The organism is Acetobacter tropicalis, assembly GCF_030644465.1.
Classification (GTDB): Bacteria; Pseudomonadota; Alphaproteobacteria; order Acetobacterales; family Acetobacteraceae; genus Acetobacter; species Acetobacter tropicalis.
Genome location: NZ_JAUYUW010000001.1, coordinates 2,765,172 through 2,786,131 on the forward strand (window position 1 = coordinate 2,765,172; position 20,960 = coordinate 2,786,131).

The following is a 20,960-nucleotide window of genomic DNA, read 5'->3' on the forward strand; positions in this document are numbered from 1 at the left end:
TCCGATCAGGCTTGCGCCTGCAACTCTCAGCTCTCACGCCATATGCTTCCTGCGCATGACGTGTTGCATGGAAAAGAATGGCGTTATAAACATTCAGGAAAGATTTTTTCCAAATACTTTCAGGAGGATTTCCGGGTCGGCCGGTGCTCCTCGTCTTTCAGGCAGGGCGGATATAATTCATGACATCCAGGCCATCTTTCTGTTCCGGTGCTTTCCTGGGCCGGCGCAGTGGCAGAATGCTGCGTCGTGTTTTCGGCACATCGCCAGCACTTGGTCTTCTGGCCTTGCTGGCCGCCTGCGCGGGCCAGCCGCGGCCAGGGGATGCCCCTACTATGCCTGTAGCAGAGGAAGCCGCGCAGTATCGGGCGCATGCCCGGTCCTACTACGCGCCGCCGGGTCCGCCCGAAGATCCGTGGGGGCCGTATATTCAGGAGGCCGCCAAACGGTTTGACGTGCCGGAAGCCTGGGTCCGGGCCGTAATGCAGCAGGAATCAGGGGGGCGCCTGTTCCATAACGGTCAGTTTGTCACATCGGTTCCCGGCGCCATGGGGCTGATGCAGCTTATGCCGCCCACCTACGATGAAATGCGTTACGCCTACAACCTTGGCGATGACCCCTATGAACCGCATGATAATATCATGGCGGGCACCGCCTATCTGCGGCAGATGTATGATATCTACGGGTCTCCCGGTTTTCTGGCCGCCTACAATGCGGGACCGGGTCGGCTTGAAGATTTTTTGACCCGCAACCGCACCCTTCCGCGTGAGACCCGCAATTATGTGGCGTCCATAGGCCGCAAGATTGTCGGAATTTCTCCGTCCAATCGGTCTCAGGCCGATATTCTGGTCGCCAGCCACGATTCCATGGCTCTTGCCTACCAGCCTGTGCAGACCAATCCTGAAACCAGTGCGGTACGGACTGCCTGGGCCCGCAGGCGGGAGGGAAGTGCCGATACGCAGCCCGTGCAGGTGGCTGAGGCCGCCAATGATGGCAATGCACCCGTCACGCCGTCTTATGGGGCAGACTGGCATCCCGTTGCGCATTCAGGCTCCAGCATAGCGGCTGCCACAAGCCGGAATGATGTCAGTGCGGCTTGGGCCAAACGGCTTGGTGCAGGCGCGGCAACCTCCGAGCCGGTACAGGTTGCGCAAGCGGTCGATTCGTCCGAACCTGTTGACAATCCCATTGCTGACCCTGCGGCGCAGGAAGAAGCGACGCCCGCGCATGTTGTGCGTGTGGCGGCTTCCACCCCTGCTCCGGCAGCTCGGCAGAATGGCCATAATTTTCATCTGGTCACGCCTGCCATGGCTGAACCCGCACCGTTGTTGACCCGTAAGGCGCGGACTGCTGCGGCGCGCGACTGGGCTATTCAGGTGGGGGCTTTTGGCTCTGCGTCCATGGCGCAGCAGGCGACAGGGCAAGCCAGAACCCGTGCCAACTCGTCCCTTTCTGGGGCAAAGGTGCAGGTGGCTGCGGTGCAGGTGAACAAAAGCCGCCTTTACCGGGCACGACTCACCAATCTCTCGCACGAAGATGCCGTAGCAGCCTGCCGTCATCTGAGCGGATGTGTGGTTGTGTCCCCCTCTTCCCGCTCCTAAGCGTTAAAAGGCCAATCTCGGGCCGGTATGGCCCGAGAGAACAAGGGCGTGGAGCAGGAGGATTATCTTTATGCTCCACGCAATCCTTCTATCGACGTTAAGATTACTTCTTCTGATCAGCGTTTTTGGATTTCGCCGTTGCGTCTGGCAGGGGTGCGTTTTCCCGGCCCGAATAGCGGTCAATAATCTGGTCCACTGCCGCCGCAGCTTCCTGTGCAGCAACAACGGCCACATCCCCCCAATACTGGTCCAGAGAATGGGCTTCGATATCGTGAAGCTGGGTGGCGGCTCCTGCTTCCTTCCCCGCTTTATCCAGCACTTGCCAGACAATCTCGATGTGTTCCTGAGGATGGCCGGTAGTGCCTGCAGGGCCCGGTGTCAGCTTGACGTGACTTTTGACCGTGAAATCGGCATTTTCAGGCGAGTTCTGCAAGGTGTCCGGCGTATTGCGGAAGGAGGCGGCAAATGCGCGGGAAAGAGAGATGTCGCCATCGCCCGGGGCACCGGTTACACCCGTGAAGTAGACACGCGCGGCCCGATGTTTCAGGCTGTGCGGGTCCTTTTCCATATCATCCGCCTGAATACCCGTCAGGACAGAGGCAATGCGCGGGGCAGCATCAGCCGCTACAAGGTTGAGCATCTGCGCATCGGCCGTTGACCATTGCTGTGCGGGTACGGGGGCACCTTCCTGTGTGGCCCGGATCTCGTTCTTGGGGGTCATGACAACATAGAGAGGCACAACCTGACCGCCCCGCATTTCTGCGCGCACTTTCAGCCACCAGTCTCCCTTGCGTACAGGCTGGGCCATGGCTGGAATGGTCTGCTGCAAGAGTTCTGCCGCCAAATCCTTGGCCCAGACCTGCGCACCATCATTGGGGAGTAGAGAGTCCGTGGGGGTGGGAATATCCAACCGGGAGGGGGGCGCGTTGGCTGCAAGCTGTTGGGCTTCTTTCCCCGGATTGGAAAAAGGATGAGGCACATCCAGACAGCCGCCAAGCAGAAGAAGAGCGGAAAGGGGAAGGGCAGTCTGGCGGAAGAAAGACATCATCCGTTCTGGGCTCCGGGCGCAATGACAGAAATCTGGTGTCCGATGGGGCCTCCTCCTGCCAGAGTGCGCCTCCGGTGGCTGAAAAAGCGTTTCTCATCCCGCATGGTATCTACGCCCAGAGCCACGGCGTGGCCAACGCCGGCCCGTTCCAACCGGAACACGCACCATCCGGCCAGATCAAACTGGTAATGGTTGGGGCGTTGGCCCGGCGCAAAAAAACGAGCAGCCTGTGGGTCAGCGGAGACAATGGCGTGGTGCATGTCCTCGCCTGTTTCATAGCTTTCCTGTGCAATGCAGGGGCCAACTACGGCCCGTATGTCTGCCGGGGTTGCGCCCAAATCCTGCATGGCGTTCAGGGTTGCTTCAAGAACTCCGGCCAATGCACCACGCCATCCAGCATGGGCAGCCCCCACCACACGGCCATCGGCCGAGGCAAACAGCACGGGAGCGCAATCTGCGGTTATGGTGCCTAGCGCAACATCCGGGCGTGTGGTGACCATGGCATCAGCTTCTTCTCCCGCTCCAAACGGCCAGGGCTCAGTTACCGTGATAACGCGCTTGCCGTGAACCTGCGTAACGCCGAGCAGATTGTCTGCGGATACGCCGATCCACTGCGCAACACGGCGGCGGTTTTCCGCCAGATTGGCCGGATCATCCCCTGCGCGGGTTGAGCAGTTGAGGCTGGCATAGGGGCCGGTGGAGACCCCGCCTTCACGCGTAAAAAACCCGTGCCGTGTGCCGGACAGCAAGGGGCTGGTTAAAGGAGAAGGCTTAGTGCCAGAAGGCTGAGAGGTGCTGGGGCGGATGCCGGAGGTCATGCAGCCGGTCCTTTCATAAAGCCGGGAGGCGCAGGCAGGGTGGGGCTGGTGAGCGCCAGAACGCGGAAAAGGTGCCCCATTTTTTCCGGTGCCGCCAAGCGTTGGGCACCACTGCGGAGCATGGCGGCGTCTTCCTCGCTGGCATGGGTTGCAAGCTGTTCGGTCCGTTCCATCAGTCCTAGAGCACGTAAAAACGTCCCTTGTGTGACCGCCCCATAAGTTTGAGCACCCGCTTGCTGCGCTTGCGCAGCAAAAGCTGTGAAATCAACATGGGCGGTCAGGTCGGCTTCCCCGGCGGCTTCAAGGGGGTGGGCCGGGCGAGCATGCCGCAATGCCTGCAGGGAGTCTCCGGTCAGGCTGGAAGAATGGCCGTAATCAAGAAACAGAGCTGCTCCCGGTGTGTGGCAGAAGCGCTGGCCGAGCATCTGGGCCACAGCGAGGGCAGGTTCACAAACCTCCACCACGCTGTTGTCTTCCAATGTTCGGCCATCTGGCAGAACTGGTGGGGGGCAGGGAGCCAGGCAGAACAATGCACCTTGGACATAGCGTTCCTGCCAGCCGTTCTTGGGGTTGTGTTCAAACTGGCGGATGGGGAGGGCATCGAGAAATTCATTGGCTAGTAGGATCATCGGTCCGTCAGGCAGGCTTTCCAGCGTGTCATGCCAGGTGGGGTGCGTGTAGCGTGCCAGGGCGGCCTGCTGAGCTTTTCGCATCAGCGGGGAGGTTTCAATCAGATGCACCTCAAGGGACTGGGCAAAAGCTGGCACCTGCTTGGAAATCAACCGCAGGGCATCCGCCATCAAGGTGCCGCGCCCGGGTCCTGCTTCTGCAAGAATGATGCGGTTCGGGCGGCCCATGCTAACCCAGACCATGGCGGCCCATGCCCCCAGAAGTTCCCCGAAGACCTGCGAGATTTCAGGCGCAGTGATGAAGTCCGATAGCAAGGGGTGCGTTGCGTAATAGCGGGCATTGGCGCGCGCCATGAACACATCCAGCCGTTCGGCTTCGGGGGGGAGGGGAGGCATGGTTCGCAGTCTCAGGATTCAGCGGTTTCAGCATCCGTAAGCGGCAAACCTGCATAAACGGGGCTGCGGCGGGCATGCAGGATCAGCGCACCACCAGCGATAATCATGGGAATGCACAGTAATTGCCCCATGGTCAGCCCGCCCGGCAGGAAGCCGAGAAAGGAATCTGGCTCACGGAAAAATTCGCAGAAACTGCGGGCACAGCCGTAACCCACAAGAAACAGCCCGGCCAGAAAGCCGGGGCGTTCGCGCAGGCTCTGTTTGCGAGAAGCCGCGAACATGACCAGAAACAGCAGCAGGCCTTCTGTCAGCGCTTCATACAGTTCGGAGGGATGGCGGGGAATGCCCCCGGCATCCGGAAAAATCATGGCCCAAGGCAAGCTGGCTGGCGCTTCCCGCCCCCAGAGTTCGCCATTGATGAAGTTGGCAATCCGGCCCAGCCCCAGCCCGATTGGTACGGCCACCGTAACGCGGTCAGCAAAGGCAAGAAAATTGATGCGATTGTACCAGGTAAACAGCGCCATGGCGATAATCACGCCAAGCGCCCCACCATGGAAAGACATGCCACCCTGCCAGACTTTGAGAATGGCGAGAGGATGCGTGAGGTAATAGCCCGGCTGGTAGAAAAGGATATAGCCCAGCCGTCCGCCCAACAGCACGCCAAGGGTGACCCACCCTAGAAAATCATCAGCCTGTTCTGCTGTGCCGGCTCGGGGCGCCAGCCTGACGAGCCGCCGAAGCAGGGCGATGCCCAGCACGATGCCTGCAATATAGGATAGAGCATACCAGCGGATGGTAAGCGGCCCCAGATGCACCAGTACAGGGTCAAACTGGGGAAAGAGAAGAACAGGCAGCATGCAGAGGATGATCCAGTAGGGCTGAGGAGGAAGGGCAGGCGTTACAGGTATGGATTGCCGGTGACCAGATAGTTCTGCACGTACCGGCGGATTCCCTCTTCAAGGGGGGTAAACGCCTCCGTATAGCCTGCAGCGCGCAGGCGCGTAAGGTCCGCCTGTGTGTAGGACTGATACTGTCCGCGCAGACTTTCCGGCATGTCTATGAACTCCACTTTGCGGGCAACGCCTGCCGCATCACACACAGCGTGGGCCAGATCCAGATAGGTGCGCGCCGTGCCGCTGCCACAGTTGAACAGGCCGCAAACGGCGGGGTTATCATACAGCCAGAGCATGACCTTCACCACATCTTCCACCCAGATGAAATCACGCGCCTGCGCACCATTGGCAATGTCCGGGCGATCAGAGCGGAAAAGGCGGGCCGGGTTTCCGGCCATCACTTCATCATACTTTACCTTCACCACAGAGATCATCTTGCCTTTGTGGTATTCGTTAGGGCCATAAACGTTGAAGAACTTCAGCCCCGCCCATTGCGGAGGCCGTGGAGCGCGCTGCTTCAGTGCTTTCATGACGTGTTGGTCAAAGACATGCTTGGACCACCCGTACAGGTTCAGCGGTTCAAGCGTGTTCAGCTTGGCGGGGTCATCCGAAAACAGTTCCGGTCTGTCTGCCGCGCCATAGGTGGCAGCGGAGGAGGCATAGATGAAGCGGGTGTTATTGCGCGCACACCAGTGCCAGAGGCGGCGGGAAAGGGCGATGTTGGTGCGCCACACCAGATCCGCATCCCGCGCGGTGGTTTCACTGATCGCTCCCATATGGAAGACCGCGTCCACTTTGGGGTTGGTCTCCAGAAAAGCGTCAAGTTCTTCCGGCGGGATGAGTCGGGCAGGAGCATGCCGCGCCAGATTCCGCCATTTCAGGTCGGACCCCAGCCAATCCACCACAAGAGTATCCAGCCCGCGTTTGGTAAGGGCAGCTTGAAGACAGGAGCCAATGAAACCGGCGCCACCGGTAATGATAATCATGGAAGCAGAGTATAAAGGCCTCAGCCTCAGCCTCCAACCCGACAAGGGCCATAGAGGGCTTTTTGCTATCTATGGCTTTTGTGGTGTGGCTGCATCAAAACGCGCCAATAGGGCGGGAAATGCAGAATTTGGGGGCTTTTGAGCCGGGTTTGTCTTAATGAGGGGCGTAATGGGGCCTCCACAGGGTTTTGAATGGCTCTGGTATCTGGGGCACTCCATCCGTTTCTAAAGGATTTCTTGATGAAGAAGCTTCTTGTTCCCGCGATTCTCATCGTCGGTCTGATTTTTATATTTGGAACAAGTTATAACCGGTTCATGAGCGCGGATCAGCGCGTGCAGGAACAGATGGGGCAGTTGCAGAACGAAGTGCAGCGCCAGTCTGACCTGATTCCCAATCTGGTGAATACGGTAAAGGGCTATGCCACGCATGAGCATGACACGCTGACAGATTATGCGGGGGCCCGCACGGGTGAGACCGCGCTGAACAAGATTGATCCGCGCACTGTGGATGACAAAACCCTGCAGGAAAAAATTCTGGAGGCCCAGACCCGGAACGCACAGGAAATCAAGGCCATCAACGCTGTGGTGGAACAGTCCCCCCAGTTGCAGGCCAATCAGGATTTTACCCGCCTGATGGTGCAGCTTGAAGGCTCACAGAACCGCATTACCGTTGCACGCCAGCGGCTGCAACAGGCCATTCTGGCCTATAACCAGACAGTAGCGCGGTTCCCCGGTAATCTGCTGGCTGGCATTCTGGGCTACCATACCCGCGTTTATTATGAAGCTTCTCCGGCAGCGCAGACACCGCCGGTGGTTGATTTCTCCAAGCACTGATCCGTGCTGTTCAGTAGGGCGCAGGCCATGTTGCAGGTTTCTATATTCCGTGATGCCGTGCTCCGGCCTGTGCGTATTCTATGCGGCGTGTTCCGCGTTGCTCTGGCGCTGTGCGTTCTCTCGGTAGCGGGGGCTTTGTCCTTGCTGCCTGCACAGGCGCAGGACGCCGCTCCATTAAGCCAATGGGTGAATGATCCGCAGCAGGTGCTCTCCGCGCAGGATGTGGAGGCGTTGACCCACAAGCTGTTTTCTCTCTCCCAGACACTTCCCGGTCATCCGCAGATTGCCGTCTCTCTGCCGGGGCATGTGGATGACATTGACAGCTATGCGAATGAGGCCTTCCACGCCACGGGGTTGGGCCGCAAGGGCGAAGATAATGGTGTTCTGATTGTTCTGGATATTCCGGACCGTCAGTCCCGCATAGAAGTGGGATACGGACTGGAAGGCGTTCTGACGGACCTTCAGAGTTCCGACATTCTCCGCGCCGCACGCCCAGCCCTTCAAGCGGGCCAGTATGCGCAGGCGCTGAACGGAATAGTGGATGCGCTGGCAGATATTCTGGTCCATGCCGAACCGTCCAACCCTGCCAGTGTGAGTGCGGCATCGCAGGTTGATCCGTCAACAGATGCGGTGGAAGCGCTTGTGGGGCTGGTTGTGGTGATGGGCCTGTTTGTTGTGCTGCCCTTCATCATGATGCGCCGCGCCAGAAAGCGGGCCATGCGGTATCCGGGTGGATATGTGCCGCCGGAAAACCGTCAACCCAGCCCGGGTTGGTCTCTGGCGTTGAATATAGGGCTCAATCTTCTCTCTGCGTTTTTGCAAAGCGGAGGAGGTCGCCGTGGCGGCGGTGGAGGAGGCAGTGGGCCATCTGATCCATTCCGGCCCGGCGGAGGGGATTCCGGCGGGGGCGGCGCACGGGATAGCTGGTGAGAGCACAGTGCGGTGGTGATCCGCTCCGCCTTTCCGTAGGATGCGCTTGCTAACTGACTATGAGGCTGTGTGAAAAGCCAGCAGAATAGGCTGCTGCACGATGGTTCACGCAGTCTCTCTAAACAGGGGAAAAGGATGTCTGAGGAAATTACTGTGGTGGCTGTTGTAAAAGCCAAAAAGGGGCAGGAAAAAAGTGTGGCGGATGCCATGGCGGCCTGTGTTCCAGAGTCACGCGCAGAAGCAACCAACATCCAGTACGTTCCCAACCGTGATCTGGATGACCCGCAGACCTTTATTTTTATTGAAAAATGGGCCAGCCGTGCTGCCTTGCAGGCGCATATGGAAACGCCCCATTTCAAGGTGCTGGCTGAAAGCCTGAAGGACAAGGTGGCAGAGCCGCTTTCAGTGCGTATTCTCCAGCCTTTGGTAGCTGAATAAAAACAAAATAAAGGAGGTAGCCCCACAGGACAGGCAAGAGCCTCCGGCCATGGGGTTGCAGACTGAAGGCTAATAAGAAAAAAACCGGGTGGGCCATATGGCCCACCCGGTTTTTTTTTGTGCGTTTTTATCGCCGTGCCGTAAGGCTCAAGGCAGTGTTAGCGCAGGACGTATTGCTGGAACACCACCACAAGGCCCATCAGCAGGGTAAGGAAAATACTGTGCTTGAAGGTGCGGGCCAGCACCACCCCTTCCTGTCCTTTAAGGGAGGTGACAGCTACGCCAGTGGTGATGTTCTGGGGTGAAATCATTTTGCCCATCACCCCGCCGGAAGAGTTGGCGGATGCAAACAGCACGGGGTCCAGAGAAAGCTGGTGGGCGGCGGCAACCTGCAAATTGCCGAACAGAGCATTGCCCGACGTATCGCTGCCCGTGAGGAAAACGGCAATCCATCCCAGAAAAACAGACACAAACGGGAACAGCACACCTGTAGAGGCAACGGCGTAACCAAGTGTGTACGTCATGCCGGAGTAGTTCATCAGGAAGGCCAGCCCGATGGTGAGCGCTACGGTAATGACGGCAAGCCAGCCCTGCCTGGCCGTTGTTTTGAGCGCAGCCCAGAATTTTTGCGGGGAAATGCCGGTCACCAGAGCTGTCAGCAACGCGGAAACCAGAATTGCGGTGCCGGTGCCCAGAGGTTCAAAATTCCATACGGCAGCGTAAGGCTTCTGGTAGAGCGAAATGAAGACCTGCTGATCCAGCCCCGGCCAATGGACCGGCGTTGCACCAATTTTGGCGATGTGCAGGGAATCCCATACAATTACGACCAGAATAACGATAATCCACGGAATCCAGCCCTGCCAGTGCGGGCCGTTCCAGTTTCCCTTCTGAACAGGAGCCTGCGCCAGAAAGGTTTCATCAATGGCATAGGCGGGGTCCGGTGCAGGTTGCCAGACTTTGAGGAAAAGAATGGTGACAACCAGCGAAATGCTGGAAGAAAGCACGTTGCTGAGGCTGTAGGTGATCCATGTGGAAACCACGACCATGGTGATGGCAAAACTGCTGCCGGCAATCAGCAGAACAGGCCACAACTGCTTGACGGAGCGCCAGCCTGCGTAAAGCACCATCACGTAGAACGGAATCAGGCAGGCAAAAGGAGCAAGTTGCAGGCCGATTGTGCTGCCGAGCGTTGTGGCGGGCAGACCGGTAATGGACGCCAGAACGGTAATGGGGATGCCCAATCCGCCAAAAGCGACCGGCGCGGAATTGAAAATCAGCACATAGGTCAGCGCTTCCAGCGCAGGAAATCCCAGCATGATCAGCAGGGCGCTGGTAATGGCAACCGGTGTGCCAAACCCGGCAACCCCTTCCAGCGCGGCGCTGAAACAGAAGCCCAGAACCACCAGCATGATGCGTCTGTCATTAGGAAGGTGGGTGATGATCCACATTCGGAAGGCGTCAAAACGGCCTGTCTGGATAGCGATGTTGAACAGGAACAGGGCGCTGAGCGCGATCCACATGACAGGGAGAATGGAAAATACCATACCGTTGCTGACGCTTGCAAAAGCTAGCGAGGAGGGAATTCCCCACACAGCAATGGCCATGATGAGGCCAACAATCAGCCCCCCCAGCGTGGCCTGCCATGCCGGACGGCGTAGAACGCCCATCAGAATAAGGGTGATGATAATAGGTGAGGCGGCAAGAAGAAAAGAGAGAACAAGATTGTTCCCAACAGGCGCAAGAGGCTGGGTGAACATGAGCGGCTCTTCAAGTCATTGTTGCTTCCTGCAAGAGGAAGGTCGCACAGTATAATGGCTGGTATGCACTAAAGGTAACGTCACGTTTATGTGTGATGAGGCTTACAGCTTAGGGGGTGCGCCAACTGTGCAGGCTGCCGAAAATTTGCCGGAAAGATATGCGGCAACAGTGTATGGCCCGCACGGGGCGGAGGCAGACAATGGTGTATGGCAATGCGCAGGGGTAACAAGCAAAGACGGCAGGCTCGCCTACAGAGCGATGGACGGCGTGCGTGTGCGCTGGTCGCCCTGATGAGCGTAGGAGCCTCTGTATTACCTGCTTCCGGACATGCTGCGTCTTACAGTTTGTATCAGTCGGTTTCGCAAGCGTGGGCGTCCAGAGGCTTTGTGGCGCGTCCATCCTCCCCAACATATCGCGCACCCGGTCCGGCCAGTGATCCGTGGGGGCCGTATATTCAGGAGTCGGCCCGGCGTTTTTCCATTCCAGAGACATGGATCAGGGCCGTCATGCATCAGGAATCGGGTGGTAAACAGTATCTTAACGGCGGACTGACAACATCGGGTGCGGGGGCTATGGGGTTGATGCAGCTCATGCCCGCCACCTACGCAGATTTGCAAAGCCAGTATGGTCTGGGCTCAGACCCGTATGATCCGAGAGACAATATTCGGGCCGGGGCGGCTTATATCCGCCAGATGTATGACCGATACGGGGCACCGGGTTTTCTGGCAGCCTATAATGCCGGGCCGGACAGAGTGGATGCTTATCTGAATTCTGGCCGTCCGTTGCCAGATGAAACAGTGAACTATGTTGCGGCCATTACGCCTAATCTTGGCGGAGGTGTGGCAGTAAGAGGCCGGTGGGCTCCGGTACCGGCAACTGAAACAGGTGCGACGAGCACCGAGCCTGATGCCTTTTATGCCCGCGCTGACCTGACACGCACTGCCGACGGATGCCTGCGTGATCCTAATGCTGCGTATGATCCAACAGGCCCATGCCTGATGGACAGGGATATCCCTCATCCTGATCCTGTGCCCGATACGAGTACTCCCGAGGTTTCACCCGTGCAGGTTGCTTCAGAGACTGTGACAGATCCGGCTGTTTTTCCCACGCAGGCCGAAAGGGCGCAGGTTCAGATGGCATCGCTTACACCGTCCTCGCACAATATAGGTGCAGGTGGGCACCCTGCTACTCTGGCATTTGAAAAGCATGAAGCCGCAGCGCGCCTTCAGCCTGCTGTTGCGATAGCACCTTACGGGGCTGCGCAAAAAACCAGTTTTGACGCAGCGGGTCGGCCCGTGCATACGCTGACTTTGCCTCACGCAAGGCAGAAAACGGATTTTTCTGTTGCCAGCATGCCAAGAACGGGAACCGGGGCAATGGTGCAGGTGGGGGCATTTTCCTCCTATGCGGAGGCCCGGCGGGTTGCAGATCATGGCACGCGGGTGCTTGCTGCACGGGCCTTAAGAGCGACACCCAAGGTAGCTTCTGTCTCGGTTTCAGGAAAATCCTTTTATCGAGCACAATTGGTTGCCGAAAATACGCAGGGAGCCTCTGGAGTGTGCCAGATCCTGCAAGCTCAGTCTGTTCCATGTATTCCGGTTAGAAAAAGTTAAATAATCCCGGCTGCTAAACACCATTTTTGAAATGAAAGTTGCACACAGAGTTGGAAAATTCCGCTGTTTTTATTGTACGTGTAGGCGTAGCCCCTGTTCTGCAATCACAAATTTCACCCCCAGATCGTTCTCTGCATCCAGTTCCCGTCTGATGGTGTCCTGTATCTTCTTGCCTGTGGTCAAGGTGTATTTGATATGGCTGATCAACACCGTAAGCCCCTGAAGGCTGGTGGCCTTACCCGTTTCCTGAGCCAGATCATGCAGGCTTTTTAACACCCATCTGGGTGTCATATGTCCAAAAAGAGTCTTGTCTGGCCGGCTGTTATCATAAGAGGATTCTATAATGATGGCTTTTAACTGATGGTTCTGAACATCCGGCGCCACAGCATGCCAGAGTGTTTTGAGCCGATGTGTGTTTTCTACGGAGTCCGGCCCTGTATCACCCAAATATAGGAGCGCGTTTGATCCTGATTTTATCAGGAATGCTGTGGAGATTACCGGACCATGGCTAAGTGGCCATGCTGTGACTTCCATGGCGGTATTTTGCAGGGGGAGGGGCTGGGCGGGTATCAATGGGTGATAGGTATAGGTTTTCAGAAACGGGGCGCTACCTTGATCTGCAAAATTAGGCCATATGCGCCAGTTGAATACTGAGTGGCTTAGATCATCCACAGTGGATTGAAGCGCATAAAGGGGCTTGGGCGTATCATCAGGCGCACTGATGGCAAGACCTGCAATATGATCAAGATGAGCGTGGCTGATCAGATAGCCCTGAATAACATGATGCAGCATATAGCCTGTTGGCGTAAGGGGTGTTGTGTTTTCTACAGAAAAATCAGTCAATTTTCCAAGGTGGTCAGAAACATTCAGTCCGTTCACAAGGGTTCCTGCATCACACATGATGGCATGATGGTCCCCATACGGCATAATCATGTAGGCAGAAAGATTACCGTCCTGCACTCCACCACGTGCGCCTAAAACCAGAATATCAAACCCGTTCTGTGAGGGGGCTGCTCGAGAGGTGTTGCCTTCTGCCCGGCCCGGCTGTGCCCAAAAAGCATGTCCTGCAATGGCAGCAAGGAGCGCGCAGAAAATGCTTTTTGTAAAAGACATGGATAGGTTTGTTTCAGTTGGGATTGTTGGCGCGGTAGGAGGCCTGCAGGGCATCCAGAATGGTAGCATCGGGCTCACCTAAAGGCATCTGATACACGGTTTTACCGTAAACGCGTGAAAGAAGACCCCATGCGGCTTTTCCATTGTCAGAAAAGACAATCTCCAGTTGATTGTCACCGCAATCATGAGGTTTGCATACATGCCCCACAATATAGGAATGACCAGCGAGCGTGATGGATTTGGTGGGAACGGAAACCGCATCCGTGCCTGTTACCCATGCGGGAAGATGTGTCATTTCCTGATAGGCTTTGGCGAATTTTGGACTATGTGCCAGTTCTGTTGTGTAAGTGCCATTTTGCGCGAGGGCTGGTGTAGCGAGGCAAAGCGTGAGGAGGCTAATTATAATGGGTCGCACCGGGTTCTCTTTCATTTCTGGTCCAGGCTCTCTTTCTACGTACAGAAACATATTCTGCATTATAGGAAGAGTGAGCGAGTAAGGAAGATCTGGCTCGTTATTGGGAAACCGCTGAGGCACCTTCTGTTCGTGCATATTTCTCGCAGTCCCTGATCAGGGGTTCACAGGCGGCGAGGGGGCCGTACAGTGTCTGGGATGGTCCGGTGTAGGAAACCCGGCTGACTTTTCCGTCGCGCAGGGTTGCCACAAAATGGCATGTGCCACGGCCTGCTATGGAGACCCCAATCAGGAATGGGGTGCTGACAGAAACACCGCCATCCACATTCTGATCCTGTTTCCATACAAGCACTTCCTGACCGTCCCGTGTTTCGTCAGCATCAGGAACGCCTGCGCAGGAAAGAAGTTCTGGGCGGGTCAGGCCGATAAGCTCTGTCCGGGCTTTGTGGGCAAGGCTGTGGCAGTTGGTCAGGAGCAGGCATGCCACGGTGCATACCACTGCTTTCTGTCTCATCAGGGTGCGATAACTTCCATTCACATCAGGCAACCGGGCTCAGGAAAACAGGTCTCCAGCCCACATTGTGGGAGAGTATGCCCAATGGAGCGGATGCGGCAAATATTCCGTCCAGATTTTCATTTTGGAGATAGCGATAGGCAGAAGGCTGACAATATAGATCAGTCTGCTGCGGAAGGAGACATTATTGAAGAATGTCTGCCTGAAACGCCGTTTTTGAATTTTGCGAAAAAATTCTGGCGCACCCGAAAGGACTCGAACCTCTAACCCCCAGATTCGTAGTCTGGTGCTCTATCCAGTTGAGCTACGGGTGCGCCGTGAGGCGGTTTCTAGTCGAGATATGGGGGGGCTGGCAACCCCCCTTTTGAAATTTTTATGATTTTTTTTATCAGTCGTTCCCGAGGAAGTTTTTCCAGCTGCGGCTTTCCGGCCTTTTCAGCGTGATATGGGCTCGGCATTCTGGCGTGCCGTACACGCCTTCAAACGTGTCCCCCACCGGATGCGCTTCAAAAACCATGGGGAGCGGCTTGTGGTTTGCGTCTTCCATCACAAGCTGGGCATGATAATGCTGCTTTGCCTTGTCTGGTTTGCCACGCAGAACCAGTGACCCCATCTCTGGCGTGAAAATCATGCGTTTGGGCTGGATCTGGAGTAGGGATGTGCCGTTGACCGGGCAATTATGGCCCTGGTCCTTCACCAGAATGCCGACCCAGTCTCCATAGGGATCATCTGCCGCTGGTGCTGCTGCGCCGCACAGGGCCGCGACCACCGTAAGGCCGGTGGTCAGGGCGGCAAAGGATTTCCGGCTACGGGCCAAGGGAGAACGGTGTTTGGACGCATCTGTTATCATGAACACACTCCTGTTGTGGCTATGATGTGAGGCGGAAGCGCCCGTGGCGCAAGACGCGCCACCGCCAGGGCAGGAAGGCTGATTGGCAGGCGAAATGCTTATTTATAGGGTGACGGCACGCCTGCGCCGCTTTATATCCGCTGTTTAGCACGCAACTGCCTTGCGCTAGGGCGGTTGTTTTTTACCTGAAAAGCCGTTCAGGCGCTGACCAGAAAGACCAGTAGCTCATGCCTGTTGAGAACACCATGCCCGCTGCCACCGCCAAACTGGATGAAACTCTGCATCAGGACCGTATTCTGATTCTGGATTTTGGCAGTCAGGTGACACAGCTTATTGCCCGCCGCGTGCGTGAGAGTGGCGTGTATTGCGAAATCTGGCCTTTTACCGCAGATGCTGAGCGTATTCGGGCCTTTGCGCCGCGCGGCATTATTCTTTCTGGTGGTCCGGCCAGCGTTATCAGCCCAGATGCCCCCCGTATTCCAGAAGTGGTGTTTGAAATGGCCATTCCGGTTCTGGGCATCTGTTACGGCCAGCAGGCTATGTGCCTGCAACTGGGCGGCCAGGTTGAAAGCTCTGACCACCGTGAATTCGGGCGGGCTTTTGTTGATATTGTGGAAGATTGTGCTCTGTTCCGTGGCGCATGGGCGCGTGGCGGCCGTGAACAGGTATGGATGAGCCATGGGGACCGTGTAACGGAACTGCCCCCCGGTTTCCGTATTGTGGCGGTAAGTGAAGGCGCACCGTTCGCCGTGATCGCTGATGAAGGCCGCCGCCTGTATGGTGTGCAGTTCCACCCGGAAGTTGTGCATACGCCGCACGGTGCCGCATTGCTGCGGAACTTCACTCATAATGTAGCAGGCTGCACTGGCACCTGGACCATGGCCGGTTTCCGCGACATGGAAATAGCCCGCATCCGTGAACAGGTGGGCAGTGGCCGCGTTATCTGCGGTCTTTCCGGCGGCGTGGATTCGTCCGTGGCAGCCGTGCTGATCCATGAAGCCATAGGCGACCAGCTTACCTGCATTTTTGTTGATCATGGCATGCTGCGCGCGGGTGAAGCCGAGGAAGTGGTAGAAACCTTCCGTGGCCGTTTCAACATTCAGCTTGTGCACCGGGATGCGTCTGATCTGTTCCTGAACGCGCTGGATGGCGTGACAGACCCTGAAATCAAACGCAAGACCATTGGTCGCCTGTTTGTGGAAGTGTTTGAAGAAGAAGCTGTCAAACTGGGTGGCGCGCAGTTCCTGGCGCAGGGCACGCTTTATCCGGACGTGATTGAAAGCGTCAGCTTTACGGGTGGTCCGTCCGTCACCATCAAATCCCATCATAATGTGGGCGGCCTGCCGGAACGCATGAACATGCAACTGGTGGAACCCCTGCGTGAACTGTTCAAGGATGAAGTGCGCGAACTGGGCCGCGAACTTGATATTCCTGAAACCATCGTCGGGCGGCACCCCTTCCCTGGGCCGGGGCTTGCTATCCGGATTCCGGGCAACATCACGCGTGAAAAGCTGGATCTGCTCCGGCGTGTGGATTCCGTCTTTCTGGAAGAAATCCGTGCGGCAGGGCTGTATGATGCCATCTGGCAGGCATTTGCCGTGTTGCTGCCTGTAAGAACAGTGGGCGTGATGGGGGATGGCCGCACATATGACCAGGCTTGCGCCCTTCGTGCCGTAACCAGCACGGATGGCATGACGGCTGATGTTTATCCATTTGATATGAGCTTCCTGAATCGGGTATCCAGCCGTATTGTCAACGAAGTGCGCGGTATTAACCGCGTTACGTATGACATTACGTCCAAACCGCCTGGCACGATTGAGTGGGAATAAGAGCATCCACGCAGATCCAGACTGTCTATGGCAGTCTGGTCTGATGCCCATATTTCAGGCGGCTTGCTGGATGAAAAATCTGGCAAGCCGTTTTTGGTTTTCGGTCAGGCTTAGGCCATTGTAGCTAAAAGGCCGAGCAGGAAGGTGTGATTGTCACGCCCACGGCTTGCTGATTAAAACGGTGCTGATAACTGGACCGGATTTCCGCGATGTTTTGAGACAGGTTTGGAGTGGAAACGGGCGCGGAGATTAGAACAAAGCGGGAAGGTTCCTGGCCAATTTTTCCTGTCACTCTGTCCTGCCACTGCCCTTCAACTGGAAGAATGGAGAGACCGGACGGGAAGCGCGGGGTGATGGTAGTTTTTACAAACTCCTGCCATTCGTGCTGCGTAATATCCGCCCCCTGAGGACGTTTTAGCCCAAACATCAGGGTAAGTGTCAGCGTGGGCTCAGCTTTCAGGGCAGAGCAGACAGTAGAGCGTGCTTGGCTCTCCTGCTCAACGTTTTCGTGCGTGGCAGAAAAAACGTCTGGTGCGGTGTTGGAGGGATGAAAAGAATGTCCGCCAAGTTGCGTGGAGAGTGTGTGATGGGGATTATGCGGTGCAGGGTCATGCTGAGCGTTTTCCTCGGCACAGGCGCTCAACATGACTAACATGACGCTCCCTGCCAGAAGATGAGGAAGTAAATCTGATCTGAATCTGGCAGGCACAGTCTATCCTTTATTTATCAAGCCACGGTGCTACGGGCAGATCTTTGCCGCGCAGAAATTCCGGGTTGAACAGTTTGGACTGATAACGCGCACCACCATCGCACAGGATGGTCACAATTGTGTGGCCCGGCCCCATTTTGCGTGCGGTACGAATGGCGGATGCCACGTTGATGCCGGATGATCCCCCAACAGAAAGTCCTTCATCAATGAGCAGGCTGTAGATAATTTCCAGCGCTTCAGGGTCAGGAATACGCTCGGCGTCATCAATAGGAGCCCCTTCCAGATTACCCGTAACACGAGATTGACCAATGCCTTCCGTAATGGAGGAACCGGTTACGGACAGATCATTGCTTTTAACCCAGCCATACAGGCCCGAACCTTCAGGGTCAGCCAGCACAATACGGGGTGTTTTTACACCTGCCTTTTTAGCGGCTTCATGTAGCCCAATGGCCGTGCCAGCCAATGTGCCACCGGTTCCGCAGGCGCAGGTGAACGCATCCACTTTGCCGTCCAGTTGATGCCAGATTTCCGGGGCGGTGGTCAGGCGATGGCCTTCACGGTTGGCAAGGTTGTCAAACTGGTTGGCCCACACATATCCGCCTTCTTCTGCCAGACGGCGGGAGACGTGCACATAATTGCCCGGATCTTTATACGGTTTGGCCGGAACCAGCCGCAGGTCTGCGCCGATCATGCGCAGAAAATCAATTTTTTCACGGCTCTGGGTTTCCGGCATCACAATAATGCAGCGATACCCGCGCGCGTTGGCAACCAGTGTCAGCCCAATGCCTGTATTCCCCGCTGTGCCTTCTACCAAGGTGCCGCCGGGTTTCAGAATGCCCCGGCGTTCAGCATCTTCAATAATGGCAAGGGCAGCACGGTCTTTCACGGACCCACCAGGGTTCATGAATTCGGCCTTGCCGTAAATGTCGCATCCCGTAGCATCCGATGCCTTGCGCAGCCGGACCAGTGGTGTGCCACCAACGGCTGCGGGCATATCTGCGGAGGGTGATTCCCAGCCGGGAAGGGAGGCGGGAATTGCGCTTTCAGTCATCCAGTTGCACCTTCTCTTTATTAACGGACCCCGCTTCCTTTTCTCTGGTGTCAGGCGGTTCTGCTTCTCCTTTCATAAAGGAGCAGGCCTGAGCAGACGGAGGCAGAGTCCACCATGTCATGAAACAGGATACCACGATGATTGAAGATGTCTCACCCCAGTATGTGTGGGCAGAACTCGAAAAGAATGATCAGGCCGTACTGGTGGATGTGAGAACCATGGCGGAATGGCAACTGGTGGGGGTGCCTGATCTGGCATCACTTGGCCAAAGACTGGTGTTGGTCAGTTGGCAGGATCTGGATGGAACGCCAAATGCGCGCTTTGCGGAAGATTTGGAACAGGTGGGCGTCAGAAAAGACGCGCCTGTCTATTTCATTTGCCGGTCAGGCGTGCGGAGCCTCTCTGCGGCGCAGGTTGCGCGGCAGGCGGGTTACCGGACGGTCTATAATGTGGCGGATGGGTTTGAGGGACCATTAGATATCCATGGTCACCGCGGTTCTACTGCGGGTTGGAAAGCCTCAGCCCTGCCATGGCGGCAAAACTGAGGTTTTCAGTCCAGGCGCAGGGGCTGGCCCTGCGCTTCCGGTTACATGCCGGCGTCTGGTTCGGCTTCTGCGTCAAAGAGCACTTCCAGCACGGCGCACCATGGGTAGCGCGTGTCATAGCTCTGGCCGGAAGGGGAGGAGATGCGGCCCTGCGTATCTGTCGGCACGTGAGTCAGCGCAACGGCATCGTCAATATTGCCACCAATAATGCTCAGTTGTCTGCCAAAAGGCTGGCCGTTCTGGCCGGTTGCAACCACATATCCGCAATGGGCGGGAAAGCCATAAGACGTTGGAAGGCTTGAAAACCGAACCATGGTTTTAGCGCGTCCACGGGCAACGCAGATCAGATCTCCCAGCTTTGGGGTGTAGCTGGCAGGATCATGCGCACGCAGGACAGGAGACTGTCCTGAAGCAGCCGCGTTGATGTAGGTGGAATGATTCTGGGAGTAGGGAAAGCGGCTGTTGGCGCCGGAAACCCGCATAATATAGGAGATAAAGGCGGCCGACCACGCATAATTGCCATCCTGCACAAAGTTTGTGAGTTGGCCGTTATTGTCGTGCTTGCCGGTCCATGAGGCTTCTGGTGTGTCCGGTTCCATGCCGATCCACCAATATTCACCAACCCGTTCCCACAGGCCGGGAGCGCGTTCAGGTTTGACGGCGGCGGTCTGCGGTTCTGGGCGATCTTCCGGATCATCATCGTTTACCGGGCTGCCGAACAGACGCCATTCCCGCATGGCGATAGCCACGAGATCCTGCCGGTTGAAGGGTTCAAAATTACGGGTCGCGAAATCTGGAACATGGCTGGCATAGCCATATGCACCGCCTGCCGCCCCATTTTGTCCGCTGGCCGTTGGGGTGGCACCTGGCACCGAGGACTGGGTGGCGCAGGCTGCAAGGCATAAAGGGGCCAGCAGGGCAACAGAGAGCTTACGTGACATCTCGTCTCCATTCAGACACGTCGCCCCGGAGGGCCCGAAGCGTGCAGGAGCTCTCTTTATCAGCAGAGCCCGAATTTAATATCCATAAGCTGCTCTGCTGTCAGCGAAAAGAGGGGGCGTGTTTTTCCACTCTTTTCTCAGGCGCGGGCAAATTGATCAGGTGGCTTCAACAGTCAGGTCGGCAGTCTGACCGTTTACGCTGGTAATGGCTTCCTTGGGGGAAAGCCCGACCACAATGCCCCGACCACCACCGTTGATGTACATGACATCCTGCTTCAGGGCGGCGTTTTCAAACACAACGGGAACCTGTGTGCGTGCGCCAAATGGGCTGATACCGCCAACCTGAAAGCCGGTGAGGGCTTCGGCCTTTTCCGCGTTGAGCATGCGGGCATTCTTGCCCCCAAACAGGGCAGCAACCTTTTTGAGGTTCATTTTCTGATGAACGGGAATAACCGCACAGACAATCTGCTTTTTATCGATTTCGACCATCAGGGTCTTGAAGACCTTTTCCTGATCAATTCCGATCCCTGCGGCGGCCTGTATGCCAATTTTACCAGGTTCGGAGACATACTCATAGTCATGCACAGTATAGGCAATACCGTGCGCCGTCAGAAAACGGGTTGAAGGTGTATCAATAGCTGTCTCTGACATAGCGCAGTCCTTTCAGAATGCTTCGACGGTACGGAACCGTAAAAAATCACGTTTTTCTTATCAGGCGGCGTATCTGGCCCGTCAAGAAAAGAGGTGCGCATAGGCATATGCATGGCGTTTTACGGGGTGGTGGGGGCGCTGCTCTTGACGAAGTGTGGAGAGGAATAACAGCCCATAGGATACAAAAAACAGATGTAGAGAGCGTATGTTCTCAAAATGTTCTTATTTATTGGGCGGCTGGGTAGAGATGATCTGTCACCACGGCTGCGTGTGTCGCTTCCCAAATGAGAACAGACCTGAAAAGACGAGGACAGTTAAACCGTGTCAGATAGTGAGAGGCTCGAAAAAATAGTTGGTTGTTTCAATCTGATTTTGGGGAGGAGTCTGGTTTGCAGGCGGAGCGT

At 56.5% G+C, this 20,960-nt stretch carries 22 protein-coding genes and 1 tRNA gene; 8 read left to right on the forward strand and 15 right to left on the reverse strand.

Annotation, left to right across the window (positions count from 1 at the left end; genetic code table 11):
- Window positions 1-179: 179 nt before the first annotated feature.
- Window positions 180-1,598 (forward strand): transglycosylase SLT domain-containing protein, encoded by a 1,419-nt coding sequence (locus QWU00_RS12565; RefSeq protein ID WP_035377872.1) that lies wholly within the window; start codon window positions 180-182, stop codon window positions 1,596-1,598.
- Window positions 1,599-1,701: 103 nt separating this feature from the next.
- Here QWU00_RS12565 and QWU00_RS12570 read toward each other — a convergent pair whose 3' ends face one another.
- Genes QWU00_RS12570 through rfaD form a run of 5 tightly spaced genes read right to left on the reverse strand, consistent with a single transcriptional unit; the run spans window position 1,702 to window position 6,368 of the window.
- Window positions 1,702-2,646, reverse strand: a complete 945-nt coding sequence (locus QWU00_RS12570) for a hypothetical protein (RefSeq protein WP_035377874.1) — start codon at window positions 2,644-2,646, stop codon at window positions 1,702-1,704.
- Window positions 2,643-3,464, reverse strand: coding sequence for a peptidoglycan editing factor PgeF (pgeF, locus tag QWU00_RS12575; protein ID WP_045542941.1), 822 nt, complete (start codon window positions 3,462-3,464; stop codon window positions 2,643-2,645). The genes QWU00_RS12570 and pgeF overlap by 4 nt, the downstream gene beginning before the upstream one ends.
- Window positions 3,461-4,489, reverse strand: a complete 1,029-nt coding sequence (locus QWU00_RS12580) for a class I SAM-dependent methyltransferase (protein WP_035377876.1) — start codon at window positions 4,487-4,489, stop codon at window positions 3,461-3,463. The genes pgeF and QWU00_RS12580 overlap by 4 nt, the downstream gene beginning before the upstream one ends.
- Window positions 4,490-4,500: 11 nt before the next feature.
- Window positions 4,501-5,346 carry a prolipoprotein diacylglyceryl transferase gene (gene lgt / locus QWU00_RS12585; RefSeq protein WP_035377878.1) on the reverse strand — a complete coding sequence of 282 codons (846 nt, stop codon included), beginning with the start codon at window positions 5,344-5,346 and terminating at the stop codon, window positions 4,501-4,503.
- A gap of 41 nt (window positions 5,347-5,387) precedes the next feature.
- On the reverse strand, window positions 5,388-6,368 hold the full coding sequence (gene rfaD / locus QWU00_RS12590; protein WP_035377880.1) for an ADP-glyceromanno-heptose 6-epimerase: 981 nt from the start codon (window positions 6,366-6,368) through the stop codon (window positions 5,388-5,390).
- 240 nt (window positions 6,369-6,608) lie between these two features.
- Between rfaD and QWU00_RS12595 the strand changes: the two genes are divergently transcribed.
- The 3 genes from QWU00_RS12595 (at window position 6,609) to QWU00_RS12605 (ending at window position 8,570) form a co-directional block, all read left to right on the forward strand.
- Window positions 6,609-7,202: a LemA family protein gene (locus tag QWU00_RS12595; RefSeq protein ID WP_035378161.1), complete on the forward strand. Its 594-nt coding sequence runs from the start codon at window positions 6,609-6,611 to the stop codon at window positions 7,200-7,202.
- A gap of 27 nt (window positions 7,203-7,229) precedes the next feature.
- Entirely contained in the window at window positions 7,230-8,132 is a 903-nt protein-coding gene (locus QWU00_RS12600) for a TPM domain-containing protein (RefSeq protein WP_035377881.1), read from the forward strand.
- Window positions 8,133-8,267: 135 nt separating this feature from the next.
- Entirely contained in the window at window positions 8,268-8,570 is a 303-nt protein-coding gene (locus QWU00_RS12605; RefSeq protein ID WP_035377882.1) for a putative quinol monooxygenase, read from the forward strand.
- A gap of 158 nt (window positions 8,571-8,728) precedes the next feature.
- Here the strand turns inward: QWU00_RS12605 and QWU00_RS12610 are convergent, their stop codons facing one another.
- A complete protein-coding gene (locus QWU00_RS12610; protein WP_035377883.1) occupies window positions 8,729-10,327 on the reverse strand; it encodes an L-lactate permease in 1,599 nt (532 codons plus the stop codon).
- A gap of 213 nt (window positions 10,328-10,540) precedes the next feature.
- Here QWU00_RS12610 and QWU00_RS12615 point away from each other — a divergent pair, with 213 nt between their 5' ends.
- Window positions 10,541-11,941 carry a lytic transglycosylase domain-containing protein gene (locus QWU00_RS12615; protein ID WP_392388282.1) on the forward strand — a complete coding sequence of 467 codons (1,401 nt, stop codon included), beginning with the start codon at window positions 10,541-10,543 and terminating at the stop codon, window positions 11,939-11,941.
- 69 nt (window positions 11,942-12,010) lie between these two features.
- Here QWU00_RS12615 and QWU00_RS12620 read toward each other — a convergent pair whose 3' ends face one another.
- The 3 genes from QWU00_RS12620 to QWU00_RS12630 form a co-directional block, all read right to left on the reverse strand.
- Window positions 12,011-13,054 (reverse strand): MBL fold metallo-hydrolase, encoded by a 1,044-nt coding sequence (locus QWU00_RS12620; RefSeq protein WP_035377885.1) that lies wholly within the window; start codon window positions 13,052-13,054, stop codon window positions 12,011-12,013.
- A gap of 13 nt (window positions 13,055-13,067) precedes the next feature.
- Window positions 13,068-13,469: an Ivy family c-type lysozyme inhibitor gene (locus tag QWU00_RS12625; RefSeq protein WP_231551572.1), complete on the reverse strand. Its 402-nt coding sequence runs from the start codon at window positions 13,467-13,469 to the stop codon at window positions 13,068-13,070.
- 97 nt (window positions 13,470-13,566) lie between these two features.
- Window positions 13,567-13,980: a hypothetical protein gene (locus QWU00_RS12630; RefSeq protein WP_035377887.1), complete on the reverse strand. Its 414-nt coding sequence runs from the start codon at window positions 13,978-13,980 to the stop codon at window positions 13,567-13,569.
- A gap of 84 nt (window positions 13,981-14,064) precedes the next feature.
- Between QWU00_RS12630 and QWU00_RS12635 the strand changes: the two genes are divergently transcribed.
- Window positions 14,065-14,247 carry a hypothetical protein gene (locus QWU00_RS12635; RefSeq protein ID WP_081938936.1) on the forward strand — a complete coding sequence of 61 codons (183 nt, stop codon included), beginning with the start codon at window positions 14,065-14,067 and terminating at the stop codon, window positions 14,245-14,247.
- On the opposite strand, the gene QWU00_RS12640 is transcribed toward QWU00_RS12635, so the two are convergent.
- Window positions 14,218-14,294: transfer RNA gene (locus tag QWU00_RS12640), tRNA-Arg, on the reverse strand. The genes QWU00_RS12635 and QWU00_RS12640 overlap by 30 nt on opposite strands.
- 74 nt (window positions 14,295-14,368) lie before the next feature.
- Window positions 14,369-14,836 carry a hypothetical protein gene (locus tag QWU00_RS12645; protein WP_035377891.1) on the reverse strand — a complete coding sequence of 156 codons (468 nt, stop codon included), beginning with the start codon at window positions 14,834-14,836 and terminating at the stop codon, window positions 14,369-14,371.
- Between the two features lie 221 nt (window positions 14,837-15,057).
- Between QWU00_RS12645 and guaA the strand changes: the two genes are divergently transcribed.
- Window positions 15,058-16,659: a glutamine-hydrolyzing GMP synthase gene (gene guaA / locus QWU00_RS12650; protein WP_035377893.1), complete on the forward strand. Its 1,602-nt coding sequence runs from the start codon at window positions 15,058-15,060 to the stop codon at window positions 16,657-16,659.
- 124 nt (window positions 16,660-16,783) lie between these two features.
- Here guaA and QWU00_RS12655 read toward each other — a convergent pair whose 3' ends face one another.
- Both QWU00_RS12655 and QWU00_RS12660 read right to left on the reverse strand, forming a co-directional pair.
- A complete protein-coding gene (locus QWU00_RS12655; RefSeq protein WP_052051150.1) occupies window positions 16,784-17,305 on the reverse strand; it encodes a DUF3574 domain-containing protein in 522 nt (173 codons plus the stop codon).
- Between the two features lie 73 nt (window positions 17,306-17,378).
- On the reverse strand, window positions 17,379-18,419 hold the full coding sequence (locus QWU00_RS12660) for a cysteine synthase A (protein ID WP_035377899.1): 1,041 nt from the start codon (window positions 18,417-18,419) through the stop codon (window positions 17,379-17,381).
- Window positions 18,420-18,538: 119 nt separating this feature from the next.
- Here QWU00_RS12660 and QWU00_RS12665 point away from each other — a divergent pair, with 119 nt between their 5' ends.
- Window positions 18,539-18,964: a rhodanese-like domain-containing protein gene (locus QWU00_RS12665; RefSeq protein ID WP_231551574.1), complete on the forward strand. Its 426-nt coding sequence runs from the start codon at window positions 18,539-18,541 to the stop codon at window positions 18,962-18,964.
- A gap of 41 nt (window positions 18,965-19,005) precedes the next feature.
- On the opposite strand, the gene QWU00_RS12670 is transcribed toward QWU00_RS12665, so the two are convergent.
- Window positions 19,006-19,905 carry a DUF2272 domain-containing protein gene (locus tag QWU00_RS12670; RefSeq protein WP_035377902.1) on the reverse strand — a complete coding sequence of 300 codons (900 nt, stop codon included), beginning with the start codon at window positions 19,903-19,905 and terminating at the stop codon, window positions 19,006-19,008.
- 156 nt (window positions 19,906-20,061) lie between these two features.
- Window positions 20,062-20,556 carry a Cys-tRNA(Pro) deacylase gene (gene ybaK / locus QWU00_RS12675; protein WP_035377903.1) on the reverse strand — a complete coding sequence of 165 codons (495 nt, stop codon included), beginning with the start codon at window positions 20,554-20,556 and terminating at the stop codon, window positions 20,062-20,064.
- Window positions 20,557-20,960 lie beyond the last annotated feature (404 nt).

Coding starts and splice junctions, on each gene's coding strand:
- QWU00_RS12600 (WP_035377881.1), top strand. CDS start 7,230: ATGTTGCAGGTTTCTATATTCCGTGATGCCGTGCTCCGGCCTGTGCGT.
- QWU00_RS12655 (WP_052051150.1), bottom strand. CDS start 17,305: ATGTTGAGCGCCTGTGCCGAGGAAAACGCTCAGCATGACCCTGCACCG.
- lgt (WP_035377878.1), bottom strand. CDS start 5,346: ATGCTGCCTGTTCTTCTCTTTCCCCAGTTTGACCCTGTACTGGTGCAT.
- QWU00_RS12635 (WP_081938936.1), top strand. CDS start 14,065: ATGGAGCGGATGCGGCAAATATTCCGTCCAGATTTTCATTTTGGAGAT.
- QWU00_RS12565 (WP_035377872.1), top strand. CDS start 180: ATGACATCCAGGCCATCTTTCTGTTCCGGTGCTTTCCTGGGCCGGCGC.
- QWU00_RS12615 (WP_392388282.1), top strand. CDS start 10,541: ATGCGCAGGGGTAACAAGCAAAGACGGCAGGCTCGCCTACAGAGCGAT.
- QWU00_RS12595 (WP_035378161.1), top strand. CDS start 6,609: ATGAAGAAGCTTCTTGTTCCCGCGATTCTCATCGTCGGTCTGATTTTT.
- pgeF (WP_045542941.1), bottom strand. CDS start 3,464: ATGACCTCCGGCATCCGCCCCAGCACCTCTCAGCCTTCTGGCACTAAG.
- QWU00_RS12610 (WP_035377883.1), bottom strand. CDS start 10,327: ATGTTCACCCAGCCTCTTGCGCCTGTTGGGAACAATCTTGTTCTCTCT.
- QWU00_RS12665 (WP_231551574.1), top strand. CDS start 18,539: ATGAAACAGGATACCACGATGATTGAAGATGTCTCACCCCAGTATGTG.
- QWU00_RS12605 (WP_035377882.1), top strand. CDS start 8,268: ATGTCTGAGGAAATTACTGTGGTGGCTGTTGTAAAAGCCAAAAAGGGG.
- rfaD (WP_035377880.1), bottom strand. CDS start 6,368: ATGATTATCATTACCGGTGGCGCCGGTTTCATTGGCTCCTGTCTTCAA.
- ybaK (WP_035377903.1), bottom strand. CDS start 20,556: ATGTCAGAGACAGCTATTGATACACCTTCAACCCGTTTTCTGACGGCG.
- guaA (WP_035377893.1), top strand. CDS start 15,058: ATGCCTGTTGAGAACACCATGCCCGCTGCCACCGCCAAACTGGATGAA.
- QWU00_RS12660 (WP_035377899.1), bottom strand. CDS start 18,419: ATGACTGAAAGCGCAATTCCCGCCTCCCTTCCCGGCTGGGAATCACCC.
- QWU00_RS12570 (WP_035377874.1), bottom strand. CDS start 2,646: ATGATGTCTTTCTTCCGCCAGACTGCCCTTCCCCTTTCCGCTCTTCTT.
- QWU00_RS12630 (WP_035377887.1), bottom strand. CDS start 13,980: ATGAGACAGAAAGCAGTGGTATGCACCGTGGCATGCCTGCTCCTGACC.
- QWU00_RS12670 (WP_035377902.1), bottom strand. CDS start 19,905: ATGTCACGTAAGCTCTCTGTTGCCCTGCTGGCCCCTTTATGCCTTGCA.
- QWU00_RS12580 (WP_035377876.1), bottom strand. CDS start 4,489: ATGCCTCCCCTCCCCCCCGAAGCCGAACGGCTGGATGTGTTCATGGCG.
- QWU00_RS12620 (WP_035377885.1), bottom strand. CDS start 13,054: ATGTCTTTTACAAAAAGCATTTTCTGCGCGCTCCTTGCTGCCATTGCA.